This window comes from Rhabdothermincola sediminis (assembly GCF_014805525.1).
Classification (GTDB): domain Bacteria; phylum Actinomycetota; class Acidimicrobiia; order Acidimicrobiales; family Acidimicrobilacustridaceae; genus Rhabdothermincola; species Rhabdothermincola sediminis.
This window is the reverse complement of the sequence record NZ_JACFSZ010000007.1, coordinates 149,781-175,816: the sequence shown is the minus strand read 5'-3', so window position 1 is coordinate 175,816 and position 26,036 is coordinate 149,781. Positions and strand designations below refer to the sequence as shown.

Here is a 26,036-nt window from a genome sequence, read left to right as displayed (position 1 = left end):
CGCACGCCAAGACGATCCGGCACCGCAACGCCAAGGCCTGCGCGCTCGAGTGGCGACGAGCCCAGCTCTCGAGCTGTCGGCGCTCGGCTGGGGTCAGGATGATCTCGACGGTGGGGCGTCCTCGCTTAGCCATGGCGTCTCCGTTCGATGCTGGCAGTGTCACCAGCACGAACGCGCCACACACCGGAAAATTCCCGATCTCACAGATTTCTTGGCGAAACAACCTTACGGGACACTAGCCATGGATCACCGTGGGGTGGGCGAACCGCTGGTCATGACCGGCACGATGACCGAGCGCCGGCGACGGGTGGTGGCCGTGACCAACTACAAGGTCCTTTTCACAGGACCTGTGGGAGCGGGAAAAACCACTGCGATCGCCTCTCTGAGCGATCGGCCCCCGGTGAGCACGGACACCATCGCCACCGACGGGACCAAGCACCGCAAGCCCAAGACCACGGTGGCGATGGACTACGGGGTCATGCGCTTGTCGGTGGAGGATCAGCTCCACCTCTATGGCACGCCGGGACAGGAACGGTTCGACTTCATGTGGGAGATCCTCCAAGAAGGTGCGCTCGGCCTGGCGATCTTGATCGACAACGCCGCTCCTGCCCCGATCGACGATCTGACCAGCTTCGTCGAGGCGTACCGCCCACTGATCGAGCGGACCGCGCTGGCGGTCGGCGTCACCCGAACCGACCTTCGCGCGGTGCCTACCCTCGGGGAGTACGTGGACCACCTGGCACGGCTCGGATTGCACGGCCCCGTGTTCACCGTCGATGCTCGCCAGCGATCGGACGTGGCCCGTCTCGTGGAGGCCCTCCTGTTCAGCCTCGACCCGGGACTCGACGTTGACGGGACCCGGGCTGAGGCCGGAGTGCGGTGATGCCGGCCCCGGCTGTCGGACCGGTGAGGGTAGTGCTCGCCAACCTCGATCATCGGTTGACCGAGATGCTCGAGATCTATGTTCGGACCGAGAGCCGCAGCACCTTCACCGTAACGCGTGCGGAGCAGGCGTCAGTGGCGCTGGTTGATCTCGATGGGCTCGACGTGCGGGATGTCATTCGATCGCTTCGCAGAGCACATCCGCATCTGGCGATCGTCGGGCTCGGCGGGGACGAGTCCTCCCAGGCCCTCGCGGACCGGCGGGTCGCCAAGCCCCTCACACTTCGCGCGCTGCAGAGCGCGCTCGCTTCCGTTGGCCGGGGCCGTTCGGGCGTGGAGGAGCCTGAGCAATCGAAGTTCGCCTCCGTTCCCTCGAGCTCCTCTAGGCGGCGACCTCCCGACTGGTCGGCACCGCCGCCCGCCCGGGATCGCCGGGCCCCCAAGTGGGACCGCGCACCAGGGGGGTCCTCGTAGTGGACGGGCTGGAGTTGGCCGATCACGTCTGGGTCCGACCGTCGCCCGGCGGCGCCTATCTGGCCGCCACCCAGCGGGAGCCAACCGCGGAGCGCACCCTGTTACGGGCACTGCTTCGGGAGCCATCGACTCCTCGCCTCGAGATCGGCGCGCTCTGCCGATGGCTCGAAATCGATGATCCGGTTCGAGCCATCGAGATCCTCTGGCTGATGCAGTGTGATGCGCTGGTCGAAGGCCTCGACGAGGAGCGCCGAGCACCCGACCGCGCGCTCGAGGACCTCCTCCCGGGCATGCTGGCGCCGCTGTCTGAGGCCGGGCAGGCACTGTTGGCCGATCAGCAAGGGTTCTGTCTCTCCGCGATCGGTTTCTCCGAAGGAGCGGCAGTCGAGCTCTCGGCGCTCGGTGCTGACGTCGCGTCGCTGGAGGCCCGTCACAACTTCGCGGTGCTCGCCTCCGAGGATGATCGCAATCGGGCCCACGCCTGGGCCCTAGTCGATGCCGCGGGCAACAGCGAGGTGGGGTTCTGGCCGTTGCAGATCGGCGGCACCGTCTTCGTGCTCGTGCTCGGGGGGCTGCCGCGGTTCAACCATCCCTGCTTCGTGGATCTCGTTTGGGCCCTGTCGGTTCGTTACGACCGCAGACCCCAGGACATCGCCGATCCGCCCTCCGAGAACCTCGACCTCATGCCCCACTCACCCGAGCCGAGCCAGCCCTGACCCCTACCAACTCCCACGACCACCAGAACCATCCGAGCAAGGAGGACACGCCATGCGCGAAGACGTATTGGAATCCGTGCTGAACGAGCTCAACGGCACGTCAGCCGATATCGAGGCGTCCGCGGTCATCTCAACGGACGGCCTCATGATGGCCGCCCAGTTGCCGGCCGGCCTCGACCAGGACCGGGTCGGTGCGATGTCGGCCGCCATCCTGTCGCTGGGTGATCGCACCGCAGCCGAGCTCGCCCGTGGGGAGCTTGAACAGGTGCTCATCAAAGGCGACGACGGTTACGTGCTGCTGACCTACGCAGGCCAGGAGGCGGTGCTGACCGTGCTGGCGAAGCCCGACGCGAAGCTCGGGTTGATCTTCCTCGACGTCAAGCGAGCAGCGGCGAACATCGCCAAGGTCATCTGAGAGGCGGGAGGAAGCCATGGCACCCGACATCATCACCCTCACCGACATGATCCTCGAGCAGGTCGTGCCTGAGAGCACTCTGACTGACGATGATGCCAAGACCATCGCGCAGCACCGGGACTTCCTCCTGGGCCTCGAGGACGGCTTGGTGAAGATGTTCTACGACACGCTCTTCGCTCACGGCCCCACCGCGTCCGTGTTCGAGGAGGGCGAGCGCGCGGCTCGCGAGCAGACGCTGCGTGACTGGTGGCAGCGAACGGTGAACGGGCCGCTCGACCTGTCGTACTTCCGTTGGATGACGCTCGTCGGAGTGGTGCACATCAGGCGCGGGGTGAAGAACCCGATGATGGTCTCGATTGCTTCGGTGGTGACTGACTATGTCCGTGGGCAGGCCGTTGAATCGCTCGCTCCCGAGGAGGTCGACGCGCTCACGACCGCGTTCTCCCATCTCGGCGCCACGGTCGTGTCGCTCATCTCGGAGTCCTACACGTCGTCCTATATCGACGCGCTCCAGGACCTCGCGGGCCTCAAGCCGGAGTTGACCGGCCGGATGCTTGCCATCGAAGTCAAGAAGATGGAGGCGGAGGGGCGTGCGTCCCTCTGATGAGGCCCTGCCCGCTGGCAGCATCCTCCCGGATGCGAAGGCGTGGCACGAGTCCCGCCGCGCATGACCGTTCTCGTCCATGCACGCCGGCCGGCGGTCGTGGACGCCGGGCGCGGGCTGCGGGCCGATGTGGCATCAGGGGTCGCGGAACACCGAGCTGAGGCACTGCGACTCGCACGGCGGTGCCTCGCGCCCGGGGCGGACGCGGCGCTGCTCGTCCATCGGGTCACACAATCCCTGGACACGGGCGAGACCGAACTCGTCTACAGCGCGCTGGTCGACGCCTTCATCGGCCTGCCCGTCTCGGCACGGGGTCAGCGCAAGGCGCTCCTGAAGCGAGCCCGCGGGGTCCTCTCCCCCGAGCTCCACACCTTCCTCGAGCAGCGGGTGCAGGCTGGTCTCGCCCCGACCGAGCCCATTCCTGACGCACCGACCGCGGTCCTGACCAAGGGCTTCACCGGAACGGCCCAGCTCGTGCACCCGAACCTCGCCGGCGACCAGATCCGGCGGCGGGAGCTCGCCGCGGTAGATCTCGGTGAGCCGCCGCCGGCTCCCGCGGATGGCCCCGCTGCCCCTGCCCGGATCGATCCGCCAGCCGGGCCACCACGGCGACGACTTGCCACGGTCGCAGCGGTCGCCGCGATCGCCCTCGCCGCGGTGGTCGGTGCGGCTGTGGCCGGGCGCGGCCCTCAGGATGTCCGGAGCCCCGGCGCGCGTCCATCTTCACCCGAGTCGTCGGTGACCCATCCGATCGTCCCGGCGCCGGCATCCTCACCGGTGCCGGAGGTGGCAGCGCGCGGGGCCACGACTCGGGGGGAGGCGTTCCTGCGGTCTTGGGTGGCGTTGCTCGCCGAGCCCGCATCCGGACGGGCCGCATCGCTGTTCCCCCCGGGAACGCCGCAGTACCAGGCTGTGGTCGATGTACTCGGCGAGCTGAACACGAGCGGCCACGCGATCCGGCTCCGGGAACCCGGCCTTCGAGCGGAGCCGAAGCGTGTGGGCAGTCACCGGGTGGAGAGGGTCACGCTCAGCTGGTCAGCGGTCGACCTGGTCGGCGAGGGCGGGGCGCTGGTACGCGAGCTCGCCGGTCCCGGCCAGCTCACCGTGGATGTCGAGTTCGAGTCTGAAGATCCCGACGCCCGAGCGATCGCGACCAGGGTGGTGGGTTCGTGAGGTGGTGCCCCGCTCGCGACCTTGCTGCCCGCGCTCGCAGTCATCGTGCGTAGTGGCTGCGGGTCGGGCAGGATCGTGCGATGACCGACACTCCATGGCTCGACGACGCCTGCTCGCTGGTCGACGCGTTCCGCGCCGGCACCCGCTCGCCGAAGGAGGAGCTGCAGGCCACGCTCGACGCGATCGGCGCGAGTGACCTCAACTGCTTCTCCTTCCTCGACCCCGAGCGGGCCCTCGCAGCTGCTGAGCAGGCCGACGTGAGCAAGCCCTTCGGTGGGGTGCCGGTGGGCATCAAAGAGCTCGATCAGGTCGAGGGCTGGCCTGACACCGGCGCCTCGCTGGTGTTCAAGGACCGCATCGCCACCTACACCGGGGAGAGCGTGCGGCGCTTCATCGAAGACGGTGGCGCGGTGCCCGTGGGGCTCACGACCGCGTCGGAGTTCGGCGGGCTGAACGTGAGCGTCACCAAGCTCAACGGCGTCACCCACAACCCGTGGCGGCGGGGGCGCACCGCGGGGGGCTCCTCCGGTGGGAGCGCAGCGGCGGTGGCCGGCGGACTGGTCACCATCGCGTCCGGTGGGGACGGCGGAGGTTCCATCCGCATCCCGGCGGGCTATTGCGGGCTGCTCGGCATGAAGGGCACCTACGGGCGCATCAGCCGGGGCCCGGTGGCCTTCTTCCGGCCGGGAACCGTGGTGCTGGGGTGCCTGGCTCGCTCCGTTCGAGACGCGGCCCGCCACTTCGACGTGTGCGCCGGGGTCGACCCGCGCGACCCTTGGAGCTTGCCCAACCCCGGCGGTTGGGAAGCCGGGCTCGGCGGGACGCAGCTCAGGGGCAAGCGGGTCGCGGTCCTGCCGTCGATCGCCGGTGTCCGCTTGGAGCCCGGCGTGGAGGAGCTGATCCGGGCAGCGGCGAAGGACCTCATCGAGCTGACCGGCATGGTCGAGGTCGACCTTGACCTGCGGCTGCCGAACCTCGCCGCCCAGTGGGCGATGGGGAACCTCTCCACCTTGCTCGCCGAGCTCGGCCCCCACTGGCCGGGCTGTGCGAAGGATCTCACCGACGAGATCGCGCTCGGGACGATCATGGCCCAGTCGCTCTACAACCTCCACCTGGCGAGCGTGGCCGAGGCCCAGCGGGTGCAGGCGAACGAGGCGATGGCCACCGCATTCGAGCAGGTCGACTACATCATCTCGGCCACCAACCCCGGCCCGGCCTTCCCCGCCGAGGCCACGACCTCCAGCCCGACGGAGACCTTCATCGACCGGGCCAAGGCGAGCCCGGCCGCCCGCGCCGCCTTCCGAGGCTTGATGGCCACGGTGCGGATTGTGGGGGGCGCGTTCCCGCGCCTGTCGAACGCACTCGTCGACGCGGTGGTGGAGAAGGTGCCCGACCTGGTGACCATGGGTGGGCTCACCATCATCTCCAACATCTACGGCAATCCTGCGGTGTCGATCCCTGCCAGGACACTCGACGGGCTCCCGATCGGGATGCAGGTCCTCGCCCGCCACCATCGCGACGCCGAGCTGTTCGACGTGGCGCTGGCCTACGAGCGCGAGATCGGCTGGCCCAAGGTGGCGCCAGCGGTGAGTGGCGTGGCGCCGAGCAGCGTCTGAAGCTCCACCCGGGCCCGAGCGGCGAACCCGCGCCGGCGTCGCCGCGGCGGGTGCACGGCCGCTCGACCCCGGCCGGTACACTCACCAGCCTGTGAAAAGCACCGTCGAGCCCCTCGAGGGCAACAAGGTCAAGCTCTCGGTCGAGGTCGACGAACAGGAGTTCGAGAAGGCGATCGACGACGCCTTCCGCAAGATCGCCCGTGAGGTCCGCATCCCCGGCTTCCGACCGGGCAAGGCGCCCCGCAAGGTGCTCGAGGCCCGCATCGGCAAGCAGACCGCCAGGGTGCAGGCGCTGAACGACGCCATCCCCGACTACTTCGCGCAGGCGGTGGTCGAGCACGACGTCGATGTCATCGCCGCCCCGGAGATCGACATCGTCGACGGCCAGGAGCACGGCGCTGTCGCGTTCGACGCGGTGGTGGAGGTCCGCCCGCAGGTCACCGTGCCGGGCTACGCCGGCCTGCGGGTGGCCATCCCCTCTCCCACGGTCACCAGCGACGAGATCGATGCCCAGCTCGAGCGGCTCCGAGCGCAGTTCGGCGAGCTGGCCGCCGTCGACCGTCCCGCCGCCGCCGGCGACTACGTCACGATCGACATCGCCGGCTCCCAGGACGGCGAGCCGCTGGAGGGCCTCACCGCAGACGACTACCTCTACCAGGTCGGCAGCGGGCTGATCGTGCCCGAACTGGACGAGCAGCTCCGGGGGGCGAAGGTGGGGGAGATCTTCGAGTTCGACGCCCCGCACCCGAGCGGCGAGCTCGAGGGGGACCTGCACTTCCGGGTGCTGGTGAAGGAGATCAAGGAGCGCCAGCTGCCCGAGCTCGACGACGCGTTCGCGTCGGAGGCGTCGGAGTTCGACACGCTCGACGAGCTCCGAGCCGACTACGCCACCAGGATCGGCACGGTGAAGAAGGCCCGGGCGAGCATGGCGCTGCGGGAGAAGGTGGGCGAGGCGCTCGCCGAGCTGGTCGAGGACGAGATCCCCGAGGCGCTCGTCACGGCGGAGATGCGCGAGCGCCTCAACGACCTGCTGATGCGGCTACAGGCCCAGGGCATGGGTCTCGAGCGCTGGCTGGAGCTCAGCGGCCGCACCCAGGAGCAGCTGCTCGAGGAGCTCCGCCAGACGGCCACCGTGTCGGCCAAGGTCGACCTGGCGCTGCGGGCGGTCGCCGACGCAGAGGGCCTGGAGGCCACCGAGGAGGATCTCGACGCCGAGTACGAGGCGGCGGCATCGCGGCTGGGTGTGGACCCGGCCAAGATGCGGGAGGAGTTCGCGCGCGGCGGCCAGGAGCAGGCGGTACGCTCCGACATCAAGAAGCGCAAGGCCCTGGACTGGCTGGTCGAGCGGGTCGAGATCGTCGACGAAGAGGGCCATCCGATCGACCGGGCCGACCTCGAGTACCCCGCCGACGAGCCCACGGACCACGACGGCGAATCCGAAGCGGCCGACACCGACACCCACCGCGACGAAGAGGACGACTCGTGATGGAGCCGATCTACGACTACATGCCCTACGTCGACGAGAAGACGGCGATGGGCGAGAAGCGCTACGACCTGTTCTCCAAGTTGCTGAAGGAGAACATCATCTTCGTGGGCTGGCCCATCGACGACGTGGCTGCCAACCTGATCTGTGCTCAGTTGCTGCACCTCGAGTCGGAAGACCCCGACAAGGACATCTCCCTCTACATCAACAGCCCAGGGGGCAGCATCACCGCGCTGCTGGCCATCTACGACACCATGCAGTTCGTGAAGAACGACATCGCCACGATCTGCTTCGGGCAGGCTGCGTCCGCAGCCGCGGTGCTGCTCGCCGCGGGCACCAAGGGGAAGCGGCTCGCCCTGCCCCACACCCGCATCCTCATCCATCAGCCCTACTCGCAGGCGTTCGGGCAGGGCACCGACATCGAGTTGGCCGCGAAGGAGATCCTGCGCCTCCGCACGCTCCTGGAGGAGATCCTCTCCCGCCACACCGGCCAGCCGGTGGAGAAGATCCACCGAGACACCGACCGCGATTTCGTGATGTCCGCGGAGGAGGCCCGCGAATACGGCATCATCGACGAGGTGATCACGGCCAGGCAGCTGGCCGACAAGTCCGGTCCGATCTCGGCCGTCCGGTAGGGAACGCAGGAATCGCAGGGAACACGGGGGAGGCGAGGTGGCCAAGTTCGGAGACGGCGGTGAGCTCCTCAAGTGCTCGTTCTGCGGCAAGTCACAGAAGCAGGTCAAGAAGCTCATTGCCGGGCCCGGCGTGTACATCTGCGACGAGTGCATCGACCTGTGCAACGAGATCATCGAGGAGGAGCTGGCCGAGTCTTCGGACCTGCGCTTCGATGAGCTCCCCAAGCCGCGTGAGATCTACGAGTTCCTGAACGACTACATCATCGGTCAGGACGCGGCGAAGAAGATCCTCTCGGTCGCGGTCTACAACCACTACAAGCGGGTGCAGTACGGGGCCACCCACAACGACGACGTCGAACTCTCCAAGAGCAACATCATGCTCATCGGGCCGACGGGCTGCGGCAAGACACTGCTCGCTCAGACGCTGGCTCGTATGCTGAACGTACCGTTCGCCATCGCGGATGCCACCGCACTCACCGAGGCCGGCTACGTCGGCGAAGACGTCGAGAACATCCTGCTGAAGCTCATCCAAGCGGCTGACTACGACGTCAAGAAGGCCGAGACGGGCATCATCTACATCGACGAGATCGACAAGATCGCTCGCAAGAGCGAGAACCCGTCCATCACTCGTGACGTGTCGGGTGAGGGGGTGCAGCAGGCGCTGTTGAAGATCTTGGAGGGCACCACGGCCTCCGTGCCACCGCAGGGTGGGCGAAAGCATCCCCATCAGGAGTTCATCCAGATCGACACCACGAACATTCTGTTCATCTGCGGCGGTGCCTTCGCCGGGCTCGACAAGATCATCGAGAGCCGCATCGGCAAGAAGGGCGTCGGTTTCGCCGCCGAGATTCGCTCCGGTGACGAAAAGGACCTGGGCGAGATCTACGCGAAGGTGCTCCCGGAGGACCTCCTCAAGTTCGGGCTCATCCCCGAGTTCATCGGACGGCTACCCGTCCTCGGGGCGGTGAGCAACCTCGATCAGGAGGCGTTGATCCGCATCCTGGTGGAACCCCGCAACGCCCTCGTCAAGCAGTACCGGAAGTTCTTCGAATTCGAGGACGTGGAGCTCGAGTTCACCGACGATGCGCTCGCCGCCATCGCCGATCAGGCCTTGCTGCGGGGCACCGGGGCGAGGGGCTTGCGGGCCATCCTGGAAGAGGTCCTGCTCAACGTGATGTACGACCTCCCGAGCCGCACGGATGTCGGGAAGGTGGTCATCGACCAGGGGGTCGTACTCGAGAAGGTGAACCCGACGCTGGTGCCGCGTGCCAGCGGGCAGACCGCCCAGGCCCGGCCACGGCGAGCGGCATCCTGATCACCGAGCAGCGGGTGGACTACGCCGGCGCGCTCGACTACCTCGATCGCCACATCAACCGCGAGGCGACGGCCGGCCACGTGGAGGGGCTGTCGCTCGAACCCATCAGGCGGCTGGCCGGTGTGCTCGGCGACCCGCAGCGGGCGTTCAAGGTCGTGCACGTGACAGGCACCAACGGCAAGGGCTCGGTGGCGCGGATGGTCTCGGCGCTGCTGGTGGAGCACGGGTTGTCGGTCGGTACCTACAGCAGCCCGCACCTCGAGCGCATCAACGAACGGCTGATGTGGAACCTGGAGCCGATCTCCGACCACGACTTCGCCGCACTGATCACCGACATCGCCGAGCTCGAGCCGCTGGCGGGGGTCACGCCGTCGTACTTCGAGTTGCTCACCGCGGCGGCACTCTCGTGGTTCGCCCACAGCGCAATCGACGTCGCGGTGGTGGAGGTGGGGTTGCTCGGGCGCTTCGATGCGACCAACGTCGTCGACGCCGACGTGGCGGTGATCACCAACATCGGCTTCGACCACACCGACGGGGTGGGGGATTGGCGGGCCGCGATCGCGTCCGAGAAGGCCGGCATCATCAAGCCGGGGTCGTTCCTTGTGCTGGGCGAGACCGAACCGGAGCTGCGGGAGATCTTCGAGCGCGAGCCGCACGTAGGGACCTGGGTCCGGGGCGAGGACTTCGACGTCGAGCAGGACCGGGTGGCGGTCGGTGGCCGCTTGCTCGACCTCCGCACCCCGGGTGGGGTCATCGAGGACGTGTTCGTACCCCTGCACGGCCGGCACCAGGCCGACAACGCCGCGCTGGCGGTGACGGCCGCCGAGGCGTTCTTCGCTCGGGCGCTCGATGCAGAGGTGGTGCGGGCCGCGTTCGCGGGGCTGAGGGCGCCCGGCCGCTTCGAGGTGCTGGGCCACCTCCCGCTGGTGATCGTCGATGGCGCCCACAACCCCGACGGCGCCTCCGCGCTCGCCGACACCATGAACGACGAGTTCGACGTCGGTGGCCGGCGCATCCTCGTGGTCGGCATGCTGGCGGAGCGTGACGTCGGGGCGATGCTCGAGGCGCTCGACGCCGGGCGAGCGGACGTGCTGATCGCGTGCACGGCGCCCTCGCCTCGGGCGGTGCCCGCCGAGGTCATCGCGGAGGTTGCACGGGAGCGTTTCGCTGGTCTCGACGTGGAGGTCGTGGCCGGCGTCGAGGCGGCGGTGAGCCGTGCGCTCGCGATCGCCAGCGAGGACGATGTGGTCCTGGTGACGGGCTCGATCTACGTGGCCGGTGCGGCCCGAGCCCACCTCACCCGCTGACCCCGCCCGCTCGACCCCACGCTTTTCGGGATCGCGTTCTGGCAGGTCGAACGCGTGCTGCGGCACGCGTTCGACCTGCCGGTTGCGAGGTGGCGGCCGGGTTGGGGTCGGGGTCGTCCGCCCCTGTTGCGTTTCGGCCTGTCAAACGCGTGCTGAGGCACGCGTTCGACAGGCCGGTTGCGCGGCTGGGGTGGGGTGGCGTCGGGGCTGGGGTGGGGTGGCGTCGGGGCTGGGGTGGGGTGGCCTGGGGAAGGGCGGTTCGACCGGCCGGCCGGCGTACGCCTAGCCTGCTGCGCTCATGGATCGCACCCTCGTCATCTGCAAGCCCGACGCCGTCGAGCGTGGTCTCGTCGGTGAGATCATCAGCCGCTTCGAGCGACGGAACCTGAAGATCGTGGCCATGGAGCTGCGCCAGGTCGACGAGGAGACCGCTGCCCGTCACTACGCCGAGCATGCGGAGAAGCCCTTCTACGGTGAGCTGATCGAGTTCATCACCCGCAGCCCGGCCGTGGTGATGGTCGTCGAGGGTCCGGAGGACACCTGGCAGGTGGTGCGCACGATGATGGGGGCCACGAACCCCCGCGAAGCTGCGCCCGGCACCATCCGGGGCGATCTCGGGATCCTGTTCACCGAGAACCTCATCCACGGGTCGGACTCGGCCGAGTCCGCAGCCCGTGAGATCGGCATCTGGTTCCCTGGGCTGGGCTGATCCAGGCGAGCCGGGCCTCCGCCACCGGATACCCCACGGCGTGCGGCCTTCCCGGCCCGGGCGGCGACACTGTTGCGATCACGTTACAGAGGGGTAGGCTGACAAGTTGAGAAGGGCCCGGGGCCCACCGGGCAACGGTGGGCAATCTGGCCTAGCCTGCGATCACACCTCGCCCGCCTCTTCCCGGAGCCAGAGCGGAACCAATGGCCGCACAAGTCCTGTCGTCGCTGTCATCCTTCGTGGGTCGCGACATGGCCGTCGACCTCGGTACGGCCAACACGCTGATCTACGTACGCGGGGAAGGCATCGTCCTGAACGAGCCGTCTGTCGTCGCGGTCAACGTGAACGACGGTCGGCCGGTGGCGGTGGGAGCCGAGGCCAAGCGCATGATCGGTCGCACCCCTGCCCACATCCGGGCCATCCGCCCGCTGAAGGACGGCGTCATCGCGGATTTCGACTACTGCGAGAAGATGCTGCGCTACTTCATCCAGAAGGTGCACCGCTCCAAGTGGGCCAAGCCCCGCATGGTGATCGCGGTGCCTTCTGGCATCACGCCGGTCGAGCAGCGTGCGGTGCAGGAGGCTGCGGAGTTCGCCGGCGCCCGCAAGCCTGCCTACATCATCGAAGAGCCAATGGCCGCCGCGATCGGCTCGGGTCTGCCTGTCCAGGAGCCGACCGGCAACATGATCGTCGACATCGGGGGCGGCACCACCGAGGTCGCAGTGATCTCCCTCGGTGGGGTGGTGACCAGCCAGTCGATCCGCGTGGGCGGCGATGAGCTCGACGAGGCCATCATCAACTTCATCAAGAAGGAGTACAGCCTGGCGGTGGGCGAGCGCACGGCCGAAGAGGTGAAGATGGCACTGGGCTCCGCCTGGCCGCTCGAGCAGGAGCTCCACGCCGAGATCCGCGGCCGTGACCTGCTGACCGGGCTCCCGAAGACCATCGTCACCTCGACCGAGGAGATCCGCGACGCCCTCGAGGAGCCCGTATCGGCGATCGTCGACGCGGTCAAGGTCACCCTCGACAAGACCCCGCCGGAGCTGGCTGCCGACATCATGGAACAGGGCATCGTCCTCGCCGGAGGCGGCGCGCTGCTCAACGGCATCGACGCCCGGCTCGAGCACGAGACGGGCATGCCCATCGTCATCGCCCCCAATCCGCTGTACGCGGTGGCGATCGGTTCCGGACAGTCACTCGAGGAGTTCGAAGCCCTGAAGGGCGTGCTGTTCTCGGCCAACGTGAGCGGCTGACGGAGCGGCCGCCGTGGCTGTCTCCCGGCGCACCGGGCGCTCCCGTTTGACGCTCCTGCTGCTCATCCTCACCTCCATCACCCTGCTCACCCTCGACTTCCGGGGCTTCGAACCGCTCGACCGGGCCCGCTCTGCGGTGCTCTCCGCGTTCGAGCCTGTCGGCTCCTTCGCCTCCGACACCTTCGAACCGGTACGCAACGCCTGGAACGGGGCCTTCTCCTACGACGAGTTGGCGAAGGAGAACGAGGAGCTGCGCCAGCGGGTCGACGAGCTCGAAGGGCAGATCACCAGCGGCGAGGTGGCCAAGCAATCGCTGCGCCAGCTGCTCGAGCAGGCCGACATCCAGTTCGTCGGCGACCTCCCCACCGCCCGGGCGCGGGTCATCTCGGGTGCGGTGTCGAACTTCGACCGCACCATCGAGATCGACCGGGGAGAGAACGCGGGGGTGCGTCGGGGAATGCCGGTGGTGACCGGCCAAGGGCTCATCGGGCGGGTGGTGCGCGTCTCCGGTGACCGGGCCGTGGTGGACCTCCTGTCAGGCGGCAACTTCTCCGTCGGCTTCAGCGTCGTGGGCACGAACGTCCTGGGGGTGGCCCGCGGTCGGGGGGACGGGACCCGGCTGAGCGCCACGGTCGACGTCGATCGGGTCGTGCTCCCGGGTCAGATCCTCGTCACCAGCGGCGTGGCGGGCTCCACGTTCCCGCAGGGCATCCCGATCGGCACGGTGGCGGAGGTGGGTGACGGCAAGGGATCGCTGCAGCGCGAGCTGGCTGTCGACATGCTGGCCCGCCAGTCGGATCTGTCGTTCGTGACCGTGGTGTTGTGGGAGCCGACCCAGCCATGAAGAGCGCGGCCCGCTTCGGGCTGTTGCTGCTGACCGCCGCGGTGCTCCAGCGCGGCCTGTTCTCGCAGCTGCGGGTGGCTGACGTGTCAGCGGACCTGTTCCTCCTGGTGGCCGTGGTGGCAGGGATGACCGGCGGGCCCGACCGGGGGGCGGTGATCGGGTTCTTCTCCGGCTTGGTGCTCGACCTGCTGGTGCAGACCCCGCTCGGCCTCTCGGCGCTCGTCTACTGCCTGGTGGGCTTCGGAGCTGGCCGGCTCCAGGGCAGCGTGTTGCGCACCGGCCGGGTGCTCCCCGCGATGCTCGCGGCCATGGCCAGCGCGGGCGGCGTCGGTCTCTACGCCGTGGTCGCCGAGGTGGTGGGCCAGGTGAGCGCGGTCACCGCACGTCTCCCGGTCGTGATGATCGTGGTGGCGGGGACCAACCTGCTCCTGTACCCGCTGGTCCGGCCGGTCGTGGCGTGGGCCTGGGACGATCAACCGGGCTTGCGGCCCGCGACGAGGTGACGGGCCCGATCTGATGGACTGGTTCCGCTGATGGACCGCGAGTCTCCCCGCCTTCGCCTGAGCATCCTCGGTGTGGTCGTGGTGTCCCTCATCGGGACCTTGTTCGCCCGCCTGTGGTACCTGCAGGTCATGGCCGCGCCCGAGTACCAGGTGGAGGCGCAGGCCAACCGGGTGCGCACCATCGCCGAGGAGGCCCCCCGTGGCCGGATCCTCGATGCCAAGGGTCGGGTCATCGTTGACAACCGGACCTCGCTGGTGGTCACCGTGAACCCGCACGACCTGCAGGCAGTCCCCGACAGCGCGGCGCTCAAGCGTCGCCTCGCCGAGACCCTGACCCGCTTTGGGGTCCCCACGAAGGTGTCCACCATCGAACGGCGCCTCGGTGACAAGCAGTACAACCCCCTGCAGCCGGTGCCGGTGGCGATCGATGTGCCCGAGGAGCTGTTCCTCTATCTGAGTGAGCGAGCAGACGAGTTCCCCTCGGTTGGTGTGCGCCGGGAATCGGTGCGCGCCTACCCCTACGGCGAGACCGCCGCGCATCTGCTGGGCTACGTGGGCCGCATCTCGGCGAAGGAGCTGGCCGACAAGCAGGGCACGCCGGAGAGCCCCAAGCCGAACGACAAGCCGTATCAGCCCGACTCGAACATCGGGAAGAACGGTGTGGAGCGCAGCTACGAGGACGATCTGCGGGGGCGTCCAGGCATCAAGACGGTGGAGGTCGACGCCCAGAACCGGGTGGTGCGCACCATCGACGAGCAGCCACCGGTCCCGGGCCATGACATCCAGCTGACGGTCGATCTGGACGTGCAGCGCTTCGCTGAGCAGGCGCTGCGGGACAAGCTCGACTCGATCCGGGGCGGGCGCACCCGGGACGGCCGGCTACGGGCCGCGCCGGCGGGCGCGGTGGTCGTGCTCGACCCCAACAACGGCGATGTGGTGGCGATGGCCTCCGTGCCGACGTACAACCCCGAGGAGTTCGTGAACGGCATCAGCCAGACCCGCTACGACCAGCTCACCGGTGGGGCGGTGTCGGAGAACCCGTTCATCAACCGGGCCATCCAGGGCCAGTACGCCCCGGGCTCCACCTTCAAGCCCATCACCGCCTATGCCGCCCTCTCGCATGGCCTGATCGACCGGACGACCACCTACAACGATCGGGGTTCCTACGATGCCGGCGACCGAGTGTTCGGCAGCCCGTCCGCAGCCGGGCCGGTCAACGTGGCCCGGTCGCTCACCGTGTCGAGCGACGTCTTCTACTACTGGCTCGGCCACCGCTTCTACCGGGAGCGCGATGTCTACGGCGAGCTGGCCATGCAGGATGCCGCCTACGCGTTCGGGTTGGGCCAACCGACCGGCATCCCGCTGGTGGACGAGCGCGCGGGCAACATCCCCACACCGGAGTGGAAGCGCAAGATCTGGGAGTCCCTTCCTCCCGAGGAGCAGGCGATCGGCGATCCGACCTGGTACCCGGGGGACAACATCAACATGTCCATCGGCCAGGGCGACGTGCTCGTAACGCCGTTGCAGCTCGCCAACGTGTACGCCGCGCTGGCGAACGGGGGGACGATCTACCAGCCGAACGTGGTGGCTCGGGTGCTGCGGTCACCGAACGATCCGGTTGACCCGGGCGGGGTGGTGCGGGTGATCGAGCCGGTGGTCGAGCACCAGGTGCCGCTCCCGCCCGAGATCCGCGACCCGATCATCCAAGGGTTGCGGGGGGTGACCGCGGATCCGAAGGGCACCGCCTACGCTCCGTTCCGGGGCTTCGACCAGGCCGCCTTCCCGGTGGCCTCCAAGACCGGCACGGCAGAGGTCAAGGGCAAGGCCGACTCGTCGTGGTTCGCAGCGTTCGCCCCCGTCGACGCCCCCCGGTACTCGATGGTCGCGATTCTCGAGGAGTCCGGGTTCGGGGCCGAGGCCGCCGCGCCGGTGGTGCGCGGCCTGCTCGAGCTGGTGTCCGGGCAGCGGTTGACCGACCCGTCCGAGATCAGCGGGGGTTCCGAGTAGCGGTGGTGCCGTCCCTCGCCCCGTCGGTCGCACGGCCTCGCGCCGATCGGAGCCGCCGTGATCTGTCCGCGCCGTGGCGCCATGTGGACGTCGTGTTGGTCGTGTCGGTGGCCGCTCTCGCGGCGACGGGCGTACTCATGGTGTACAGCGCCACCCGTGGCCCGACCGATCCACCCGATCGTTCGTTCCTGGTGCGCCAAGCTCTGTTCGTCACCATCGGGGCAGCGGTGATGGTGGTGGTCACCCTGGTCGACTACCGGCGTCTGCGTGACTGGGCGTGGACGCTCTACGGCGCCATGATGCTCGGCCTGCTCGGGGTGCTCTCGCCGCTCGGACAGCAGTCGAAGGGAGCCCAGGCGTGGTTCGGGTTCGGGGCGTTCCAGGTGCAGCCGGCCGAGTTCGCCAAGGCGGTGCTGATCCTCACCCTCGCCGCGGTACTCGCCATGTGGGCCGGCGATATCGACCTGCGGCGCCTTGCAGTGCTGCTCGGGGTGTCGGGGGCGCCGATGGCGCTGATCCTGCTGCAGCCGGACCTGGGCACGGTGCTGGTGCTGGTGTCGATCGTGCTCGGGATGCTGCTCGTGGCGGGCCTGCGGCTCCGCTACATCGTGGCGCTGACCCTCGTGGGGCTCATCGGCGTGGTGGGCATCCTGAACTCGAACGTGCTCAAGCAGTACCAGAAGGACCGTCTCACCGCGTTCCTCGACCCCGGCCGGGACACGCAGGGGACCACCTACAACGTCACCCAGAGCCAGATCGCGGTCGCCAGCGGCGGGCTCACCGGGGAGGGGCTGTTCGATGGTCGCCAGACGCAGTTGCAGTTTGTTCCCGAGCAGCAGACCGATTTCATCTTCACCGCCGTGGGGGAGGAGCTCGGCTTCGCCGGCGCGGCGACGGTGCTCGGGCTCTACGGGGTCGTGATGTGGCGGATCTGGCGGACCGCGCAGCTTTCGCGTGACCTGCTCGGCACTCTGCTGTGCGTCGGGGTGCTGTCGATGCTGGCCTTCCAGGTCTTCGAGAACGTGGGCATGGCCATGGGGATCATGCCCGTCACCGGCATCCCCCTGCCGTTGCTGTCCTACGGGGGGTCCTCGACGTTGACGACCTTCGCATCACTCGGGCTGGTGCTGAACGTCCACATGCGCCGCTTCCGCTGAGCCCCGGTCCCGGCCCGCCCGAGCCCCGGTCTCGGCCCGCCGAGTCCCCATCCTTCTCGTTCTGTTCATCGATCCGCGGTCTCGAACCGCGGATCGATGAACAGAACGGGAAGAGGCGGTCGCGGGCAGGGGGAGCCGGGTGGGGGAGCCGGGTGGGGGAGCCGGGTGGGGGAGCCGGGCCGCTGGGGGTGGGCCCGTCCGGTAGGCTGTGGTGCACATGAACGATCTGTGGCCACAGCTCGAACCCCTGCTGGCCAAGGTCCAAAAGCCCGCCCGCTACATCGGTCTGGAGGACGGCGCGATCCGGCCCGAGCACGGGCCCGGAAAGGTCTCGTGGCTGCTCGTCTATCCCGACACCTACGAGATCGGCCTGCCGAACCAGGGCCTGCAGATCCTCTACGAGATCCTCAACGAGCGGGCCGACGCCGTGGCCGAACGGACCTACGCCCCGTGGGTCGACCTCGAGGAGCTGTTGCGCGCTCGCGGGCTCCCGCTGTTCTCGGTCGACTCGCACCGACCCGCCGGGGAGTTCGACCTGCTGGCGTTCAACCTCTCCGCCGAGCTCGTCTACACGAACGTCCTCAACTGCATCGATCTGGCCGGCGTGCCGGTCCGTGCCACCGACCGCCGTCCGGAGCATCCCCTCGTGGTCGCCGGTGGGCACTGCACCTACAACCCCGAGCCACTCGCCGACTTCCTTGATGCGGTGGTGCTCGGCGACGGCGAGGAGGTCGTGGGGGAGCTCACCGAGGTCGTCGGGGCCTGGAAGGCCTCGGGCCGCACCGAGGGATCCCGCGAGCACGTGCTGCGCGAACTGGCCAAGGTGCCGGGGGTGTACGTGCCCTCGATGTACGAGGTCACCTATGACGGCCGTGACCTGGTCGCCATCACGCCGAGGTATCCCGATGTGCCCGAGCGGGTCGAGAAGCGCACGGTGGCCGATCTGGCCGACTGGCCATACCCGAAGCGCCAGCTCGTGCCGCTGACCGAAGTGGTGCACGACCGTCTCAACGTCGAGGTGTTCCGGGGCTGCACCCGGGGCTGCCGCTTCTGCCAAGCCGGGATGATCACCCGCCCGGTCCGGGAGCGCCCCGCGGAGCAGGTGCGGACGATGGTGGCGGACGGCCTGCGCCGCAGCGGGTACGACGAGGTGGCCCTCACCTCGCTGTCCACCGCGGACTACAGCGGCATCGAGGACCTGGTACGTGGGGTGATCGACGACGCGCCCGGTGGCCAGCCCGTGTCGGTGTCGTTGCCGAGCCTGCGGGTCGACGCGTTCACCGTCGGCATCGCCTCGGAGATCCAGCGCTCCAAGCGCACCGGCCTCACCTTCGCGCCCGAGGCCGGCACTTGGCGGATGCGCCGGGTGATCAACAAGTTGATCCGTGACGAGGACCTCTACGCGGCGGTCGAGAGTGCGTACTCGCAGGGGTGGCGACGGGTGAAGTTGTACTTCCTCACCGGGCTGCCCACGGAGACCGACGCCGACACGCTCGGTATCGCCGAGTTGGCCCGCAACGTGGTGCAGATCGGCCGGGCCCACACCAAGCAGGCGTCGGCCACGGTCTCGGTGGGCGGATTCGTGCCGAAGCCGTTCACGCCGTTCCAGTGGTTCGGTCAGAACACCGTGACTGAGCTTCGCCGTAAGATCGGGCTGCTGCGCGACGCGACCAAGCGCGAGCGGGGGGTGCAGCTCAAGTGGCACGACCCGCGGGCGTCGCTGATCGAGGGGCTCGCAAGCCGTGGTGATCGTCGCTTGGGCCCGGTGATCGAGACGGTGTGGCGCAAGGGTGGCACCTTCCAGGAGTGGTCGGAGCGCTTCGACCACGACCTCTGGGTCGACACGATGGCGGCGCACGGCCTGGATATCGACTGGTACGTGCATCGCCACCGTGACGAGCACGAGGTGCTCCCCTGGCAGCACCTGTCCGCGGGTCTGCACCAGGACTTCCTCTGGCAGGACTGGCGTGATGCCCTCGCCGAGGTGGGCCTCCCCGATTGCCGGTGGACGCCGTGCTACGACTGCGGCGCCTGCACCGGCTACTCGATCGAGCACATCGTCGCCTCCGCCGTCCCGCCGGCCGGCGGGAGTCAGGGCACCTGGCAGGACCTGCCCCCCGGAGGCGAGGTGCCGGTCGCCTTGCTGCCGGGGCGCCCGGTGGAGGTGGCGCGCTGGTGAGGATCCGCCTCCGTTTCAGCAAGTTGGGCAAGATCCGCTTCACCAGTCATCGGGACGTCGCTCGCATCTGGGAGCGCACCGTCCGGCGGGCCGGACTGCCCGTGGCCCGCACGGAAGGGTTCGCACCCCGGCCGCGAGTGCACTTCGGCCTGGCGCTGTCCACCGGGTACGAGTCCACGGCCGAGTATCTCGACATCGACCTGGCCGAGCCGGAAGCGGCCGGGGTCGATCTTTCGCTGCTCCCCGAGCAGCTCTCCCACCTGCTCCCTCCCGGGCTCCGTGTCGATGCGCTGGAGGAGCTTCCCCCAGGAGCGACGTCGCTCCAGCAAGCGGTCACGAGCTGTACCTGGCGCATGGAGCTGCCGGGGGTCCCGGCGGCTCACGCCGGCGACCAGGTGCGACGGCTCCTCGATGCGCCGAGCCTGGTCGTGACCCGCGAGCGCAAGGGTCAACCGGTCACCGACGACCTGCGACCCGCCCTGCTCGACCTCACCGTCGAGGCGGCCAGCGATGGCCTGACGGTGCTCGAAGCCGAGCTCGCCACCCAGCCGCGCGGGGTGCGTCCCGCGGAGCTCGTGGCCCTGTTCGACCCACCCCATCCCGATCCGATCGAGGTCGGTGGCCGGGTGTGCCGGACTCACCAGTGGATCAGCGACGACGGCGCCAAGCGCGAGCCCCTGGCCGCTTCGGACGCGACGTCGCCTGCGCATGCCGAGGTGCGTGCGTTGTGAGGAAGGAACGCATCGATGACCGACCCAGCCGTCAACCACGACGGGGAGCCTGCAGCGGGTGGGCCACCGCCGGCGGGACAGACCCTGCCGGCCGCCGACCCCGCGAGCGGCAACCCGGCTCCCGAGAGCCCGAGCGCCACGGCCGCTCGGCCGTCTGAGACCGGCGACCGCACCGCGCCGCGCCGTCGGCGCGGTTCCCGTGGTGGGAAAGGGCGGAGTGGCGGCGGGCGGTCCGAGAGCGCCGGTGCCGCCAGCGAGGCACCGGCGGCGAAGCCCCGAGGGGAGGGGCCCGGCTCCGGTGGTCGTGTCCCCGCCGAGGCCCGCCGGGCCGCGGGGCCGTCGAAGGCCGCGGAGCGCAGCCGGATGCCCGACGAGTTGCCGGAGCGGACGATGGAGGGGCGGCCCAAGTCCCCCGAAGCCGCGGAGCGGGCACTGGTGCGCAAGCCCCGGATCGGCGACACGCGACCGGCTCCGGTGGTACCGCCGGTTGAGGAGCCCGAGCCCAAGCCCAAGCCCCGCCGCCGGCGAGGGGGGCGCGGGCGGGGCGGTGGCAACGGCGCGGCCCCAGTGGTCAAGCCCGTGGAGGCGATCGTCGGTGGTGGGCCGGTGGAGCTGGACGAGGCCGACCTGGAGCGGCGCCGGGGGCGGGAGCGCAAGGGGCGCCCGGTGGGTCGCTACCTGATGGTGGTGAGCGTGCGGCCGCAGGCGACCCAAATCGCGGTGCTGGAGGGCCGCAACCTCATCGAGCACTACGTCTCGCGGCCGGCCGACGACGTCTCGCAGATCCACGGCAACATCTACCTGGGCAAGGTCCAGAACGTGCTGCCGGGCATGGAGGCGGCGTTCGTGGACATCGGCACCCCGAAGAACGCGGTCCTCTACCGGGGTGATGTCCAGTACGACGCCGAGGACATCGAGGAGAAGGGCCCGCCACGCATCGAGCAGCTCCTCCGCCCCAAGCAGACGATCGTGTGCCAGGTGACCAAGAACCCGATCGCGCACAAGGGGGCGCGGCTCACCCAGGAGGTGTCGCTGCCCGGGCGCTTCGTGGTGCTGATCCCGAACAGCTCCACCTATGGCATCTCGAAACGCCTGGCCGACGAGGAGCGCAAGCGGCTGCGGCAGATCCTCGACCGGGTGAAGCCCGTGCAGCACGGGTTGATCGTGCGCACCGCCGCCGAGGGGGTGACCCGGGAGGAGATCGAAGCCGACGTGCTCCGCCTGCTCGACCAGTGGGAGCAGATCGACAAGCTGGCCCGCACGGCCCAGGCGCCCGCCCTGCTGTACCGGGAGCCCGACATGGCGGTGCGTGTGATCCGGGAGGAGTTCAACGACGACTACCGGGGGGTGGTCATCGACGACGAGGCCCTCTACCAGGACGTGCGCGACTACGTGGCGTCGATCTCACCGGCGCTGGCAGACCGCGTGCAGTACTACGACAAGGCGAGCGAACCGCTGTCGGTCTTCGAGCGCTACCACGTGCACGAGCAGCTGCACAAGGCGCTCGATCGGAAGGTGTGGCTGCCGTCGGGCGGCTCGCTGATCATCGAGCACACCGAGGCCCTCACGGTCATCGACGTCAACACCGGCAAGAACGTGGGCACCTCGAGCCTGGAGGAGACGGTCTACAAGAACAACCTGGAGGCGGCGGTGGAGATCGCCAAGCAGCTCCGGCTCCGGGACATCGGCGGCATCATCGTGATCGACTTCATCGACATGGAGGTCCGCGAGAACCGCGACGAGGTCATCCGGGTGTTCCGCGACGCGCTGGCCCGCGACAAGACCCGCACCCAGGTGTTCGACATCTCCGAGCTCGGTCTGGTGGAGATGACCCGCAAGCGCATCGGTGAGGGGCTGCTGGAGTCCTTCTCGTCGTTGTGTCCCAAATGCGACGGCCGGGGGGTGTTGATAGAACAGGCCCTCCTCGAGTAGGGGAGGTTCCTACTCCGGTGGGCTTGGTCGGTGCCGCGCTCGCCCGGTAGCCTGGTGCCCCTATGTACGCCGTGATCAAGACCGGGGGCAAGCAGTACAAGGTCGAGGAGGGCCAGCGCCTCGAGGTCGAGCGCCTCGATGCCGAGACGCCCGAGATCCAGCTCACCCCGGTGCTCGTGGTCGACGGCGACACCGTGCTCGCCACCCCGGCGGACCTCGCCGGTGCCGCGGTCACCGCCCGTATCCTGGGTGAGGTGAAAGGCCCGAAGATCGACGGGTTCACCTACAAGGCCAAGGCGAACCAGCGCCGCCGCTGGGGTCACCGGCAGGGCTACCACACCATCGAGATCACCAGCATCAAGAAGGGCTGACGATGTCCAAGACCAAGGGTGGGGGCTCCACCCGCAACGGACGCGATTCGCAGAGCAAGCGCCTCGGGGTCAAGCGCTTCGACGGTGAGGTGGTCACCGCGGGCACGATCATCGTGCGCCAGCGCGGCACCCGCATCCACCCGGGTGAGAACGTCGGCCGTGGCGGCGACGACACCCTGTTCGCCACCTCGGCGGGCAAGGTGAAGTTCGGCCAGCGGCGCGGTCGCAAGCTCGTCGACGTCCTGCCGGTCTGAGCATCCCTCGACAGATAGTCCCGCCCTCGATCGTCGCCGGTGGTGGCGGGCGGGCTGTCCTAGCCGGCGACGTCGAACCCACGAGGTAACCGATCGACGGTCCAGCCGAGGAGGCGCATCGCCTGCTCGCACGCGAAGCGGTCAGTCATGCCTCCCACGTAGGTGACCGCCGCTTCGATCGTGCTCGTGGCGTCGGCGCTCGCGGGCAGCAGCTCGGGGTGCGCGCCGTAGTGCTCCACCAGGGCTCGGAGCATGTCGATCACCGTTCGAGCCTGCGCGATCGACGCGGGCCGCAGGTAGATGCGCTCGTGGTTGAAGGCCCGGAAGGCTGCGAGGACGTCGGCGTGCTCGTGGTCGAGGCCGATCCGGCCGGTGGTGGTGATGGTGTCGATCATCCGCTGGATGAGCACCGAGATCTGCCGGCTGCGATCGGCGCCGCAGGCCTCGCGGACGACGTCGGGGAGCTCGCCGGGCTGGACGATGCCCGCGTGGACGGCGTCCTCGAAGTCGTGGCAGAGGTAGGCGATGCGATCCGCCCAGCTCACCACCTCGCCCTCCGGGGTGGCGGGCGCGGGCCGTGACCATGAGTGGTTCCGGACGCCGTCGAGGGTCTCCTCGCAGAGGTTGAGCGGGCGGAGCACCACGTCGGCGCCGAACACCGCGTGGTCGTAGCCCCCGGGAAGGAACACCGACAGGGCTTCCTCGCTGGCGTGGCCGCCCGGACCGTGGCCGCAGTCGTGTGCCAGGGCGATGGCCTCGGTGAGGGCGACGTTGAGACGGCAGGCGCGTGCGATGGCGGTGGCCACCTGGGCCACTTCGAGCGCGTGTGTGAGCCGGGTGCGCTGGTGATCGCGGGGGAACACGAACACCTGCGTCTTGCCGGCCAGCCGGCGGAAGGCCTGGCTGTGGAGGATCCGGTCGCGGTCTCGCTCGAAGCAGGTGCGCAGGGGGTCGGGTTCTTCCTCCACGGCCCGACGCCCGGCTCCGGTCGCCAAGGTGGCACCCGTGGCGAGGCACAGGCGCTCCTCGTGTTCCCGCTGCTCACGCCCGCAGGGCTGGGCGAGAGGAGTGACGGATGTCACACAACGTGGGTCGTGGGCGAACCGGAGGGGCTCACCGGCCCCGAAGCCGCGATGCGTTCGGGCCCAGCGCTGGGTCTGCGGGGTCGGTGGGCTGGCGTGTGTGACCAGGGCTTCCATCGCGATCCACCGTACGCAGGCCCAGGGACAGCTTCTCGGACCGCGACCGAGGATCGCCGGAAGCACGCAACGTGAGGGCGCCCTTTCGGAGAGCGACCGTGCGTGGTATCAATGACTAAAGCTATCGCCCGGATCTCCCGATGGGAGATGGGTCGATCGAACCATAGGAGTAGGCCGAGCGACGTGTTTCCATGTCGTAACCGGTCGGGGCGCGAGGGGAGGTGACCGCGTGCGGGTGGATCGAGGCCACAGGCGCTCCTGGCGCGACGCGGGAGCCGCAGCCGCCGAGTATGCGCTGATCTTCGCGGTCTTCGTGGCTGGGAGTGTCGGGGCCTTCGAGTACCTCACCAGGGCCACCACCGCCGAGGTCAACAACCAAGCCGACTGTGTGTCCACTCGGCCCCCACCCCCGAGCTGCAACTATCGGGAGTCCCGGCCGACCACCACGACCACCGCACCACCGAGCACCACCGTGCCCCCGACCGTCACGGTGACCTCGTCGACCACCAGTACCACGACCACCACGCTGCCGCCGACGACCACGACCACGATCCCACCCACCGACGGTGCGTGGGTATCGAGTGGCACGGTGCGGGTCAGCCCCTCGCTGTGGTACGCCCGGGCGGAGATCCAGTTGACCTCGGGCGGTGACCCCGTCGCCGGGGCACGGGTGGTCGGCGCGGTCCGGATCCTCAACCCACCCACAGGCCAGGTGTTCCTCGTCGAGTGCACCACCGCTGCCAACGGGCGCTGCGAGCTGCGCTACGACGTGCCCTACACCGACGTGACCCGCATCGAGCTGAGCGTGCAGTCGGTCGAGTCGGTGCCGCCGGCGGGCACCCTGCCGATGCCCCTGGAGTTCTACCGCCCATGATCCGCTCGGCTCGGCGCGCCCCGTCCTGCCCGGCGCCTCGGCGCTGCCGTGGCGATCGGGGCACGGCGCTCACGGAGTCCGCTTTCGTGGCCCCGGTCGTGCTGCTGCTGATCTTCGGCATCCTCGAGTTCGGCCCGCTGTTCCGCGACTACTTGACCCTCGGTGATGCCGTGGCGGACGGGGCGCGCATCGGCGGCGCGCTCGGGCCCGACACGGCCAAGATCGACCCGACCAACCCGGCCTCGGCCACGGCGACGGCCGACTACTTCATCCTCCGAGCGGCGCTGCAGTCCACGTCGTCGCTCAACGTCGACGATCTGGACCGCATCGTGATCTTCGACGCCGGCCCACCCAGCTCCGGCGCCCCGCTGGATCAGGTTCCCAAGGCATGCAAGACCAGCACCGCCAACGGGGTGATCTCCGGCCGGCGCGAAGGGTCCTGCAACATCTACAACCCGAAGATCGCGCTGAACCAGCTCGCGCTCCCCGACGGCTACCGGTACTTCGACTGCTCCCAGACGCCCGGGAGCCCGGCCTGCTACTGGAACCCGCTGACCCGCAAGAACGGGCCCACCATCGGTGACATCGAGTACCTCGGCGTGTACATCAAGGCCAAGGTGCCGCTGATGACCGGCATCTTCGGCAAGGAATTCACGGTCGAGCAGGCCGCGATCGTCCGCCTCGAGCCGGGGGGCATCAAGTGAACGCCCGGGCGACCGGTCGAACCGGGACGCGGCGTCTGCGGGGTGACGGCGGCGCGGTGATCGTGGAGGCGGCCCTGGCGTTGCCGCTCATCGTGATGCTCGTGCTGGGCACGATGGAGTTCGGGATGCTCTACCAGGACGCGAACCACCTGGAGCGGTCGGTGCAGACCGCCGCCCGAGTGGGGGCCAGCATGGCCACCAACGGCTTCGCGGACTACGAGATCCTCCGCTCGCTGGATTCGTCGCTCTCCAAGCTCAACAAGGCTGAGGTCAAGAAGATCGTCGTGTACCGGTCCACCGCCTCCAACGGAGCGGTGCCACCGGCGTGCCTCACCGCCTCGACCACACCGGCCGCCAGCGCGCACGGGGTCTCCACCTCGAGCGTCCGATGCAACGTGTACGTGCAAGCGCAGATGGTGCAGTCCAACCCGACGGTCGGGTTCCCCTCGACCAGCATCACCCGCCCGTCGTGCGCCGGGGGCTGGGACGTGAACTGGTGCCCGAGCACCCGCCGTCGGAACATCCCTCCGGACTTCTTGGGCGTGTACGTCGAGGTGGAGTACGAGCCGGTGACCAACCTGCTCCATCGCTCCAAGGTCACGATCGCTCGCAAGGCGGTGTTCCAGGTGGAGCCGTGTGCGGCGGGTGACCCGGTCTGCCAGTGAGGAGCCAGTGACATGACCAACGTGAGGAGGTGTG

Annotated in this window: 25 protein-coding genes; 24 read left to right on the top strand and 1 reads right to left on the bottom strand. The window is 69.1% G+C overall.

Annotated elements, in window-relative coordinates:
- The first annotated feature begins 316 nt into the window (after positions 1–316).
- From HZF19_RS07840 to rpmA, 21 genes are all read left to right on the top strand, one after another.
- Entirely contained in the window at positions 317–883 is a 567-nt protein-coding gene (locus HZF19_RS07840) for a GTP-binding protein (protein WP_372443445.1), read from the top strand.
- A 472-nt stretch (positions 884–1,355) separates the two neighbouring features.
- Entirely contained in the window at positions 1,356–2,072 is a 717-nt protein-coding gene (locus HZF19_RS07835; RefSeq protein WP_208028209.1) for a hypothetical protein, read from the top strand.
- A gap of 52 nt (positions 2,073–2,124) precedes the next feature.
- Entirely contained in the window at positions 2,125–2,487 is a 363-nt protein-coding gene (locus HZF19_RS07830; protein ID WP_208028208.1) for a roadblock/LC7 domain-containing protein, read from the top strand.
- A 16-nt stretch (positions 2,488–2,503) separates the two neighbouring features.
- A complete protein-coding gene (locus HZF19_RS07825) occupies positions 2,504–3,091 on the top strand; it encodes a protoglobin domain-containing protein (protein WP_208028207.1) in 588 nt (195 codons plus the stop codon).
- Between the two features lie 63 nt (positions 3,092–3,154).
- Positions 3,155–4,264, top strand: coding sequence for a hypothetical protein (locus HZF19_RS07820; protein WP_208028206.1), 1,110 nt, complete (start codon positions 3,155–3,157; stop codon positions 4,262–4,264).
- An 80-nt stretch (positions 4,265–4,344) separates the two neighbouring features.
- On the top strand, positions 4,345–5,880 hold the full coding sequence (locus tag HZF19_RS07815; RefSeq protein ID WP_208028205.1) for an amidase: 1,536 nt from the start codon (positions 4,345–4,347) through the stop codon (positions 5,878–5,880).
- 91 nt (positions 5,881–5,971) lie between these two features.
- Positions 5,972–7,366, top strand: a complete 1,395-nt coding sequence (gene tig / locus HZF19_RS07810; protein WP_208028204.1) for a trigger factor — start codon at positions 5,972–5,974, stop codon at positions 7,364–7,366.
- On the top strand, positions 7,366–7,998 hold the full coding sequence (locus HZF19_RS07805) for an ATP-dependent Clp protease proteolytic subunit (RefSeq protein WP_208028203.1): 633 nt from the start codon (positions 7,366–7,368) through the stop codon (positions 7,996–7,998). The genes tig and HZF19_RS07805 overlap by 1 nt, the downstream gene beginning before the upstream one ends.
- 37 nt (positions 7,999–8,035) lie before the next feature.
- Positions 8,036–9,313: an ATP-dependent Clp protease ATP-binding subunit ClpX gene (gene clpX / locus HZF19_RS07800; protein ID WP_208028202.1), complete on the top strand. Its 1,278-nt coding sequence runs from the start codon at positions 8,036–8,038 to the stop codon at positions 9,311–9,313.
- Between the two features lie 14 nt (positions 9,314–9,327).
- Positions 9,328–10,620, top strand: coding sequence for a bifunctional folylpolyglutamate synthase/dihydrofolate synthase (locus tag HZF19_RS07795; RefSeq protein ID WP_208028201.1), 1,293 nt, complete (start codon positions 9,328–9,330; stop codon positions 10,618–10,620).
- A 298-nt stretch (positions 10,621–10,918) separates the two neighbouring features.
- The gene (gene ndk / locus HZF19_RS07790; protein WP_208028200.1) at positions 10,919–11,329 is read left to right on the top strand and encodes a nucleoside-diphosphate kinase; all 411 of its coding nucleotides are present in this window, start codon (positions 10,919–10,921) and stop codon (positions 11,327–11,329) included.
- A 218-nt stretch (positions 11,330–11,547) separates the two neighbouring features.
- The gene (locus HZF19_RS07785; protein ID WP_372443444.1) at positions 11,548–12,582 is read left to right on the top strand and encodes a rod shape-determining protein; all 1,035 of its coding nucleotides are present in this window, start codon (positions 11,548–11,550) and stop codon (positions 12,580–12,582) included.
- A 13-nt stretch (positions 12,583–12,595) separates the two neighbouring features.
- On the top strand, positions 12,596–13,426 hold the full coding sequence (gene mreC, locus HZF19_RS07780; protein ID WP_208028198.1) for a rod shape-determining protein MreC: 831 nt from the start codon (positions 12,596–12,598) through the stop codon (positions 13,424–13,426).
- Positions 13,405–13,929 carry a rod shape-determining protein MreD gene (gene mreD, locus HZF19_RS07775; RefSeq protein ID WP_208028197.1) on the top strand — a complete coding sequence of 175 codons (525 nt, stop codon included), beginning with the start codon at positions 13,405–13,407 and terminating at the stop codon, positions 13,927–13,929. Before mreC ends, mreD begins: the two co-directional genes overlap by 22 nt.
- 30 nt (positions 13,930–13,959) lie before the next feature.
- The gene (gene mrdA, locus HZF19_RS07770) at positions 13,960–15,936 is read left to right on the top strand and encodes a penicillin-binding protein 2 (RefSeq protein WP_208028196.1); all 1,977 of its coding nucleotides are present in this window, start codon (positions 13,960–13,962) and stop codon (positions 15,934–15,936) included.
- 83 nt (positions 15,937–16,019) lie between these two features.
- Positions 16,020–17,093, top strand: coding sequence for a rod shape-determining protein RodA (gene rodA / locus HZF19_RS07765; protein WP_208028195.1), 1,074 nt, complete (start codon positions 16,020–16,022; stop codon positions 17,091–17,093).
- 217 nt (positions 17,094–17,310) lie between these two features.
- Complete coding sequence (locus HZF19_RS07760) at positions 17,311–19,272, top strand: TIGR03960 family B12-binding radical SAM protein (RefSeq protein ID WP_208028194.1); 1,962 nt, start codon at positions 17,311–17,313, stop codon at positions 19,270–19,272.
- Positions 19,269–20,003, top strand: coding sequence for a TIGR03936 family radical SAM-associated protein (locus tag HZF19_RS07755; RefSeq protein ID WP_208028193.1), 735 nt, complete (start codon positions 19,269–19,271; stop codon positions 20,001–20,003). Before HZF19_RS07760 ends, HZF19_RS07755 begins: the two co-directional genes overlap by 4 nt.
- A gap of 363 nt (positions 20,004–20,366) precedes the next feature.
- Entirely contained in the window at positions 20,367–21,935 is a 1,569-nt protein-coding gene (locus HZF19_RS07750) for an Rne/Rng family ribonuclease (RefSeq protein ID WP_208028192.1), read from the top strand.
- Between the two features lie 62 nt (positions 21,936–21,997).
- Positions 21,998–22,306 (top strand): 50S ribosomal protein L21, encoded by a 309-nt coding sequence (gene rplU / locus HZF19_RS07745; protein WP_208028191.1) that lies wholly within the window; start codon positions 21,998–22,000, stop codon positions 22,304–22,306.
- Positions 22,307–22,308: 2 nt separating this feature from the next.
- Positions 22,309–22,560, top strand: coding sequence for a 50S ribosomal protein L27 (gene rpmA, locus HZF19_RS07740; protein ID WP_208028190.1), 252 nt, complete (start codon positions 22,309–22,311; stop codon positions 22,558–22,560).
- A 59-nt stretch (positions 22,561–22,619) separates the two neighbouring features.
- On the opposite strand, the gene HZF19_RS07735 is transcribed toward rpmA, so the two are convergent.
- Positions 22,620–23,759: an HD domain-containing protein gene (locus HZF19_RS07735; protein WP_208028189.1), complete on the bottom strand. Its 1,140-nt coding sequence runs from the start codon at positions 23,757–23,759 to the stop codon at positions 22,620–22,622.
- A gap of 229 nt (positions 23,760–23,988) precedes the next feature.
- On the opposite strand from HZF19_RS07735, the gene HZF19_RS07730 reads away from it, so the two are divergent.
- The 3 genes from HZF19_RS07730 to HZF19_RS07720 are packed head-to-tail and all read left to right on the top strand — an operon-like array spanning position 23,989 to position 26,002.
- The gene (locus tag HZF19_RS07730) at positions 23,989–24,633 is read left to right on the top strand and encodes a hypothetical protein (RefSeq protein WP_208028188.1); all 645 of its coding nucleotides are present in this window, start codon (positions 23,989–23,991) and stop codon (positions 24,631–24,633) included.
- Positions 24,630–25,337 (top strand): TadE/TadG family type IV pilus assembly protein, encoded by a 708-nt coding sequence (locus HZF19_RS07725; RefSeq protein WP_235979595.1) that lies wholly within the window; start codon positions 24,630–24,632, stop codon positions 25,335–25,337. Before HZF19_RS07730 ends, HZF19_RS07725 begins: the two co-directional genes overlap by 4 nt.
- Entirely contained in the window at positions 25,334–26,002 is a 669-nt protein-coding gene (locus HZF19_RS07720; protein WP_208028186.1) for a TadE/TadG family type IV pilus assembly protein, read from the top strand. Before HZF19_RS07725 ends, HZF19_RS07720 begins: the two co-directional genes overlap by 4 nt.
- The last annotated feature ends 34 nt before the right edge of the window (positions 26,003–26,036 follow it).

Excerpts from the sequence above, each read along its gene's own strand:
- HZF19_RS07830 (WP_208028208.1), top strand. The coding sequence starts at position 2,125 with ATGCGCGAAGACGTATTGGAATCCGTGCTGAACGAGCTCAACGGCACG.
- HZF19_RS07825 (WP_208028207.1), top strand. The coding sequence starts at position 2,504 with ATGGCACCCGACATCATCACCCTCACCGACATGATCCTCGAGCAGGTC.
- HZF19_RS07820 (WP_208028206.1), top strand. The coding sequence starts at position 3,155 with ATGACCGTTCTCGTCCATGCACGCCGGCCGGCGGTCGTGGACGCCGGG.
- HZF19_RS07815 (WP_208028205.1), top strand. The coding sequence starts at position 4,345 with ATGACCGACACTCCATGGCTCGACGACGCCTGCTCGCTGGTCGACGCG.
- HZF19_RS07805 (WP_208028203.1), top strand. The coding sequence starts at position 7,366 with ATGGAGCCGATCTACGACTACATGCCCTACGTCGACGAGAAGACGGCG.
- ndk (WP_208028200.1), top strand. The coding sequence starts at position 10,919 with ATGGATCGCACCCTCGTCATCTGCAAGCCCGACGCCGTCGAGCGTGGT.
- mrdA (WP_208028196.1), top strand. The coding sequence starts at position 13,960 with ATGGACCGCGAGTCTCCCCGCCTTCGCCTGAGCATCCTCGGTGTGGTC.
- HZF19_RS07760 (WP_208028194.1), top strand. The coding sequence starts at position 17,311 with ATGAACGATCTGTGGCCACAGCTCGAACCCCTGCTGGCCAAGGTCCAA.
- HZF19_RS07750 (WP_208028192.1), top strand. The coding sequence starts at position 20,367 with ATGCCCGACGAGTTGCCGGAGCGGACGATGGAGGGGCGGCCCAAGTCC.
- rplU (WP_208028191.1), top strand. The coding sequence starts at position 21,998 with ATGTACGCCGTGATCAAGACCGGGGGCAAGCAGTACAAGGTCGAGGAG.
- rpmA (WP_208028190.1), top strand. The coding sequence starts at position 22,309 with ATGTCCAAGACCAAGGGTGGGGGCTCCACCCGCAACGGACGCGATTCG.
- HZF19_RS07735 (WP_208028189.1), bottom strand. The coding sequence starts at position 23,759 with ATGGAAGCCCTGGTCACACACGCCAGCCCACCGACCCCGCAGACCCAG.
- HZF19_RS07725 (WP_235979595.1), top strand. The coding sequence starts at position 24,630 with ATGATCCGCTCGGCTCGGCGCGCCCCGTCCTGCCCGGCGCCTCGGCGC.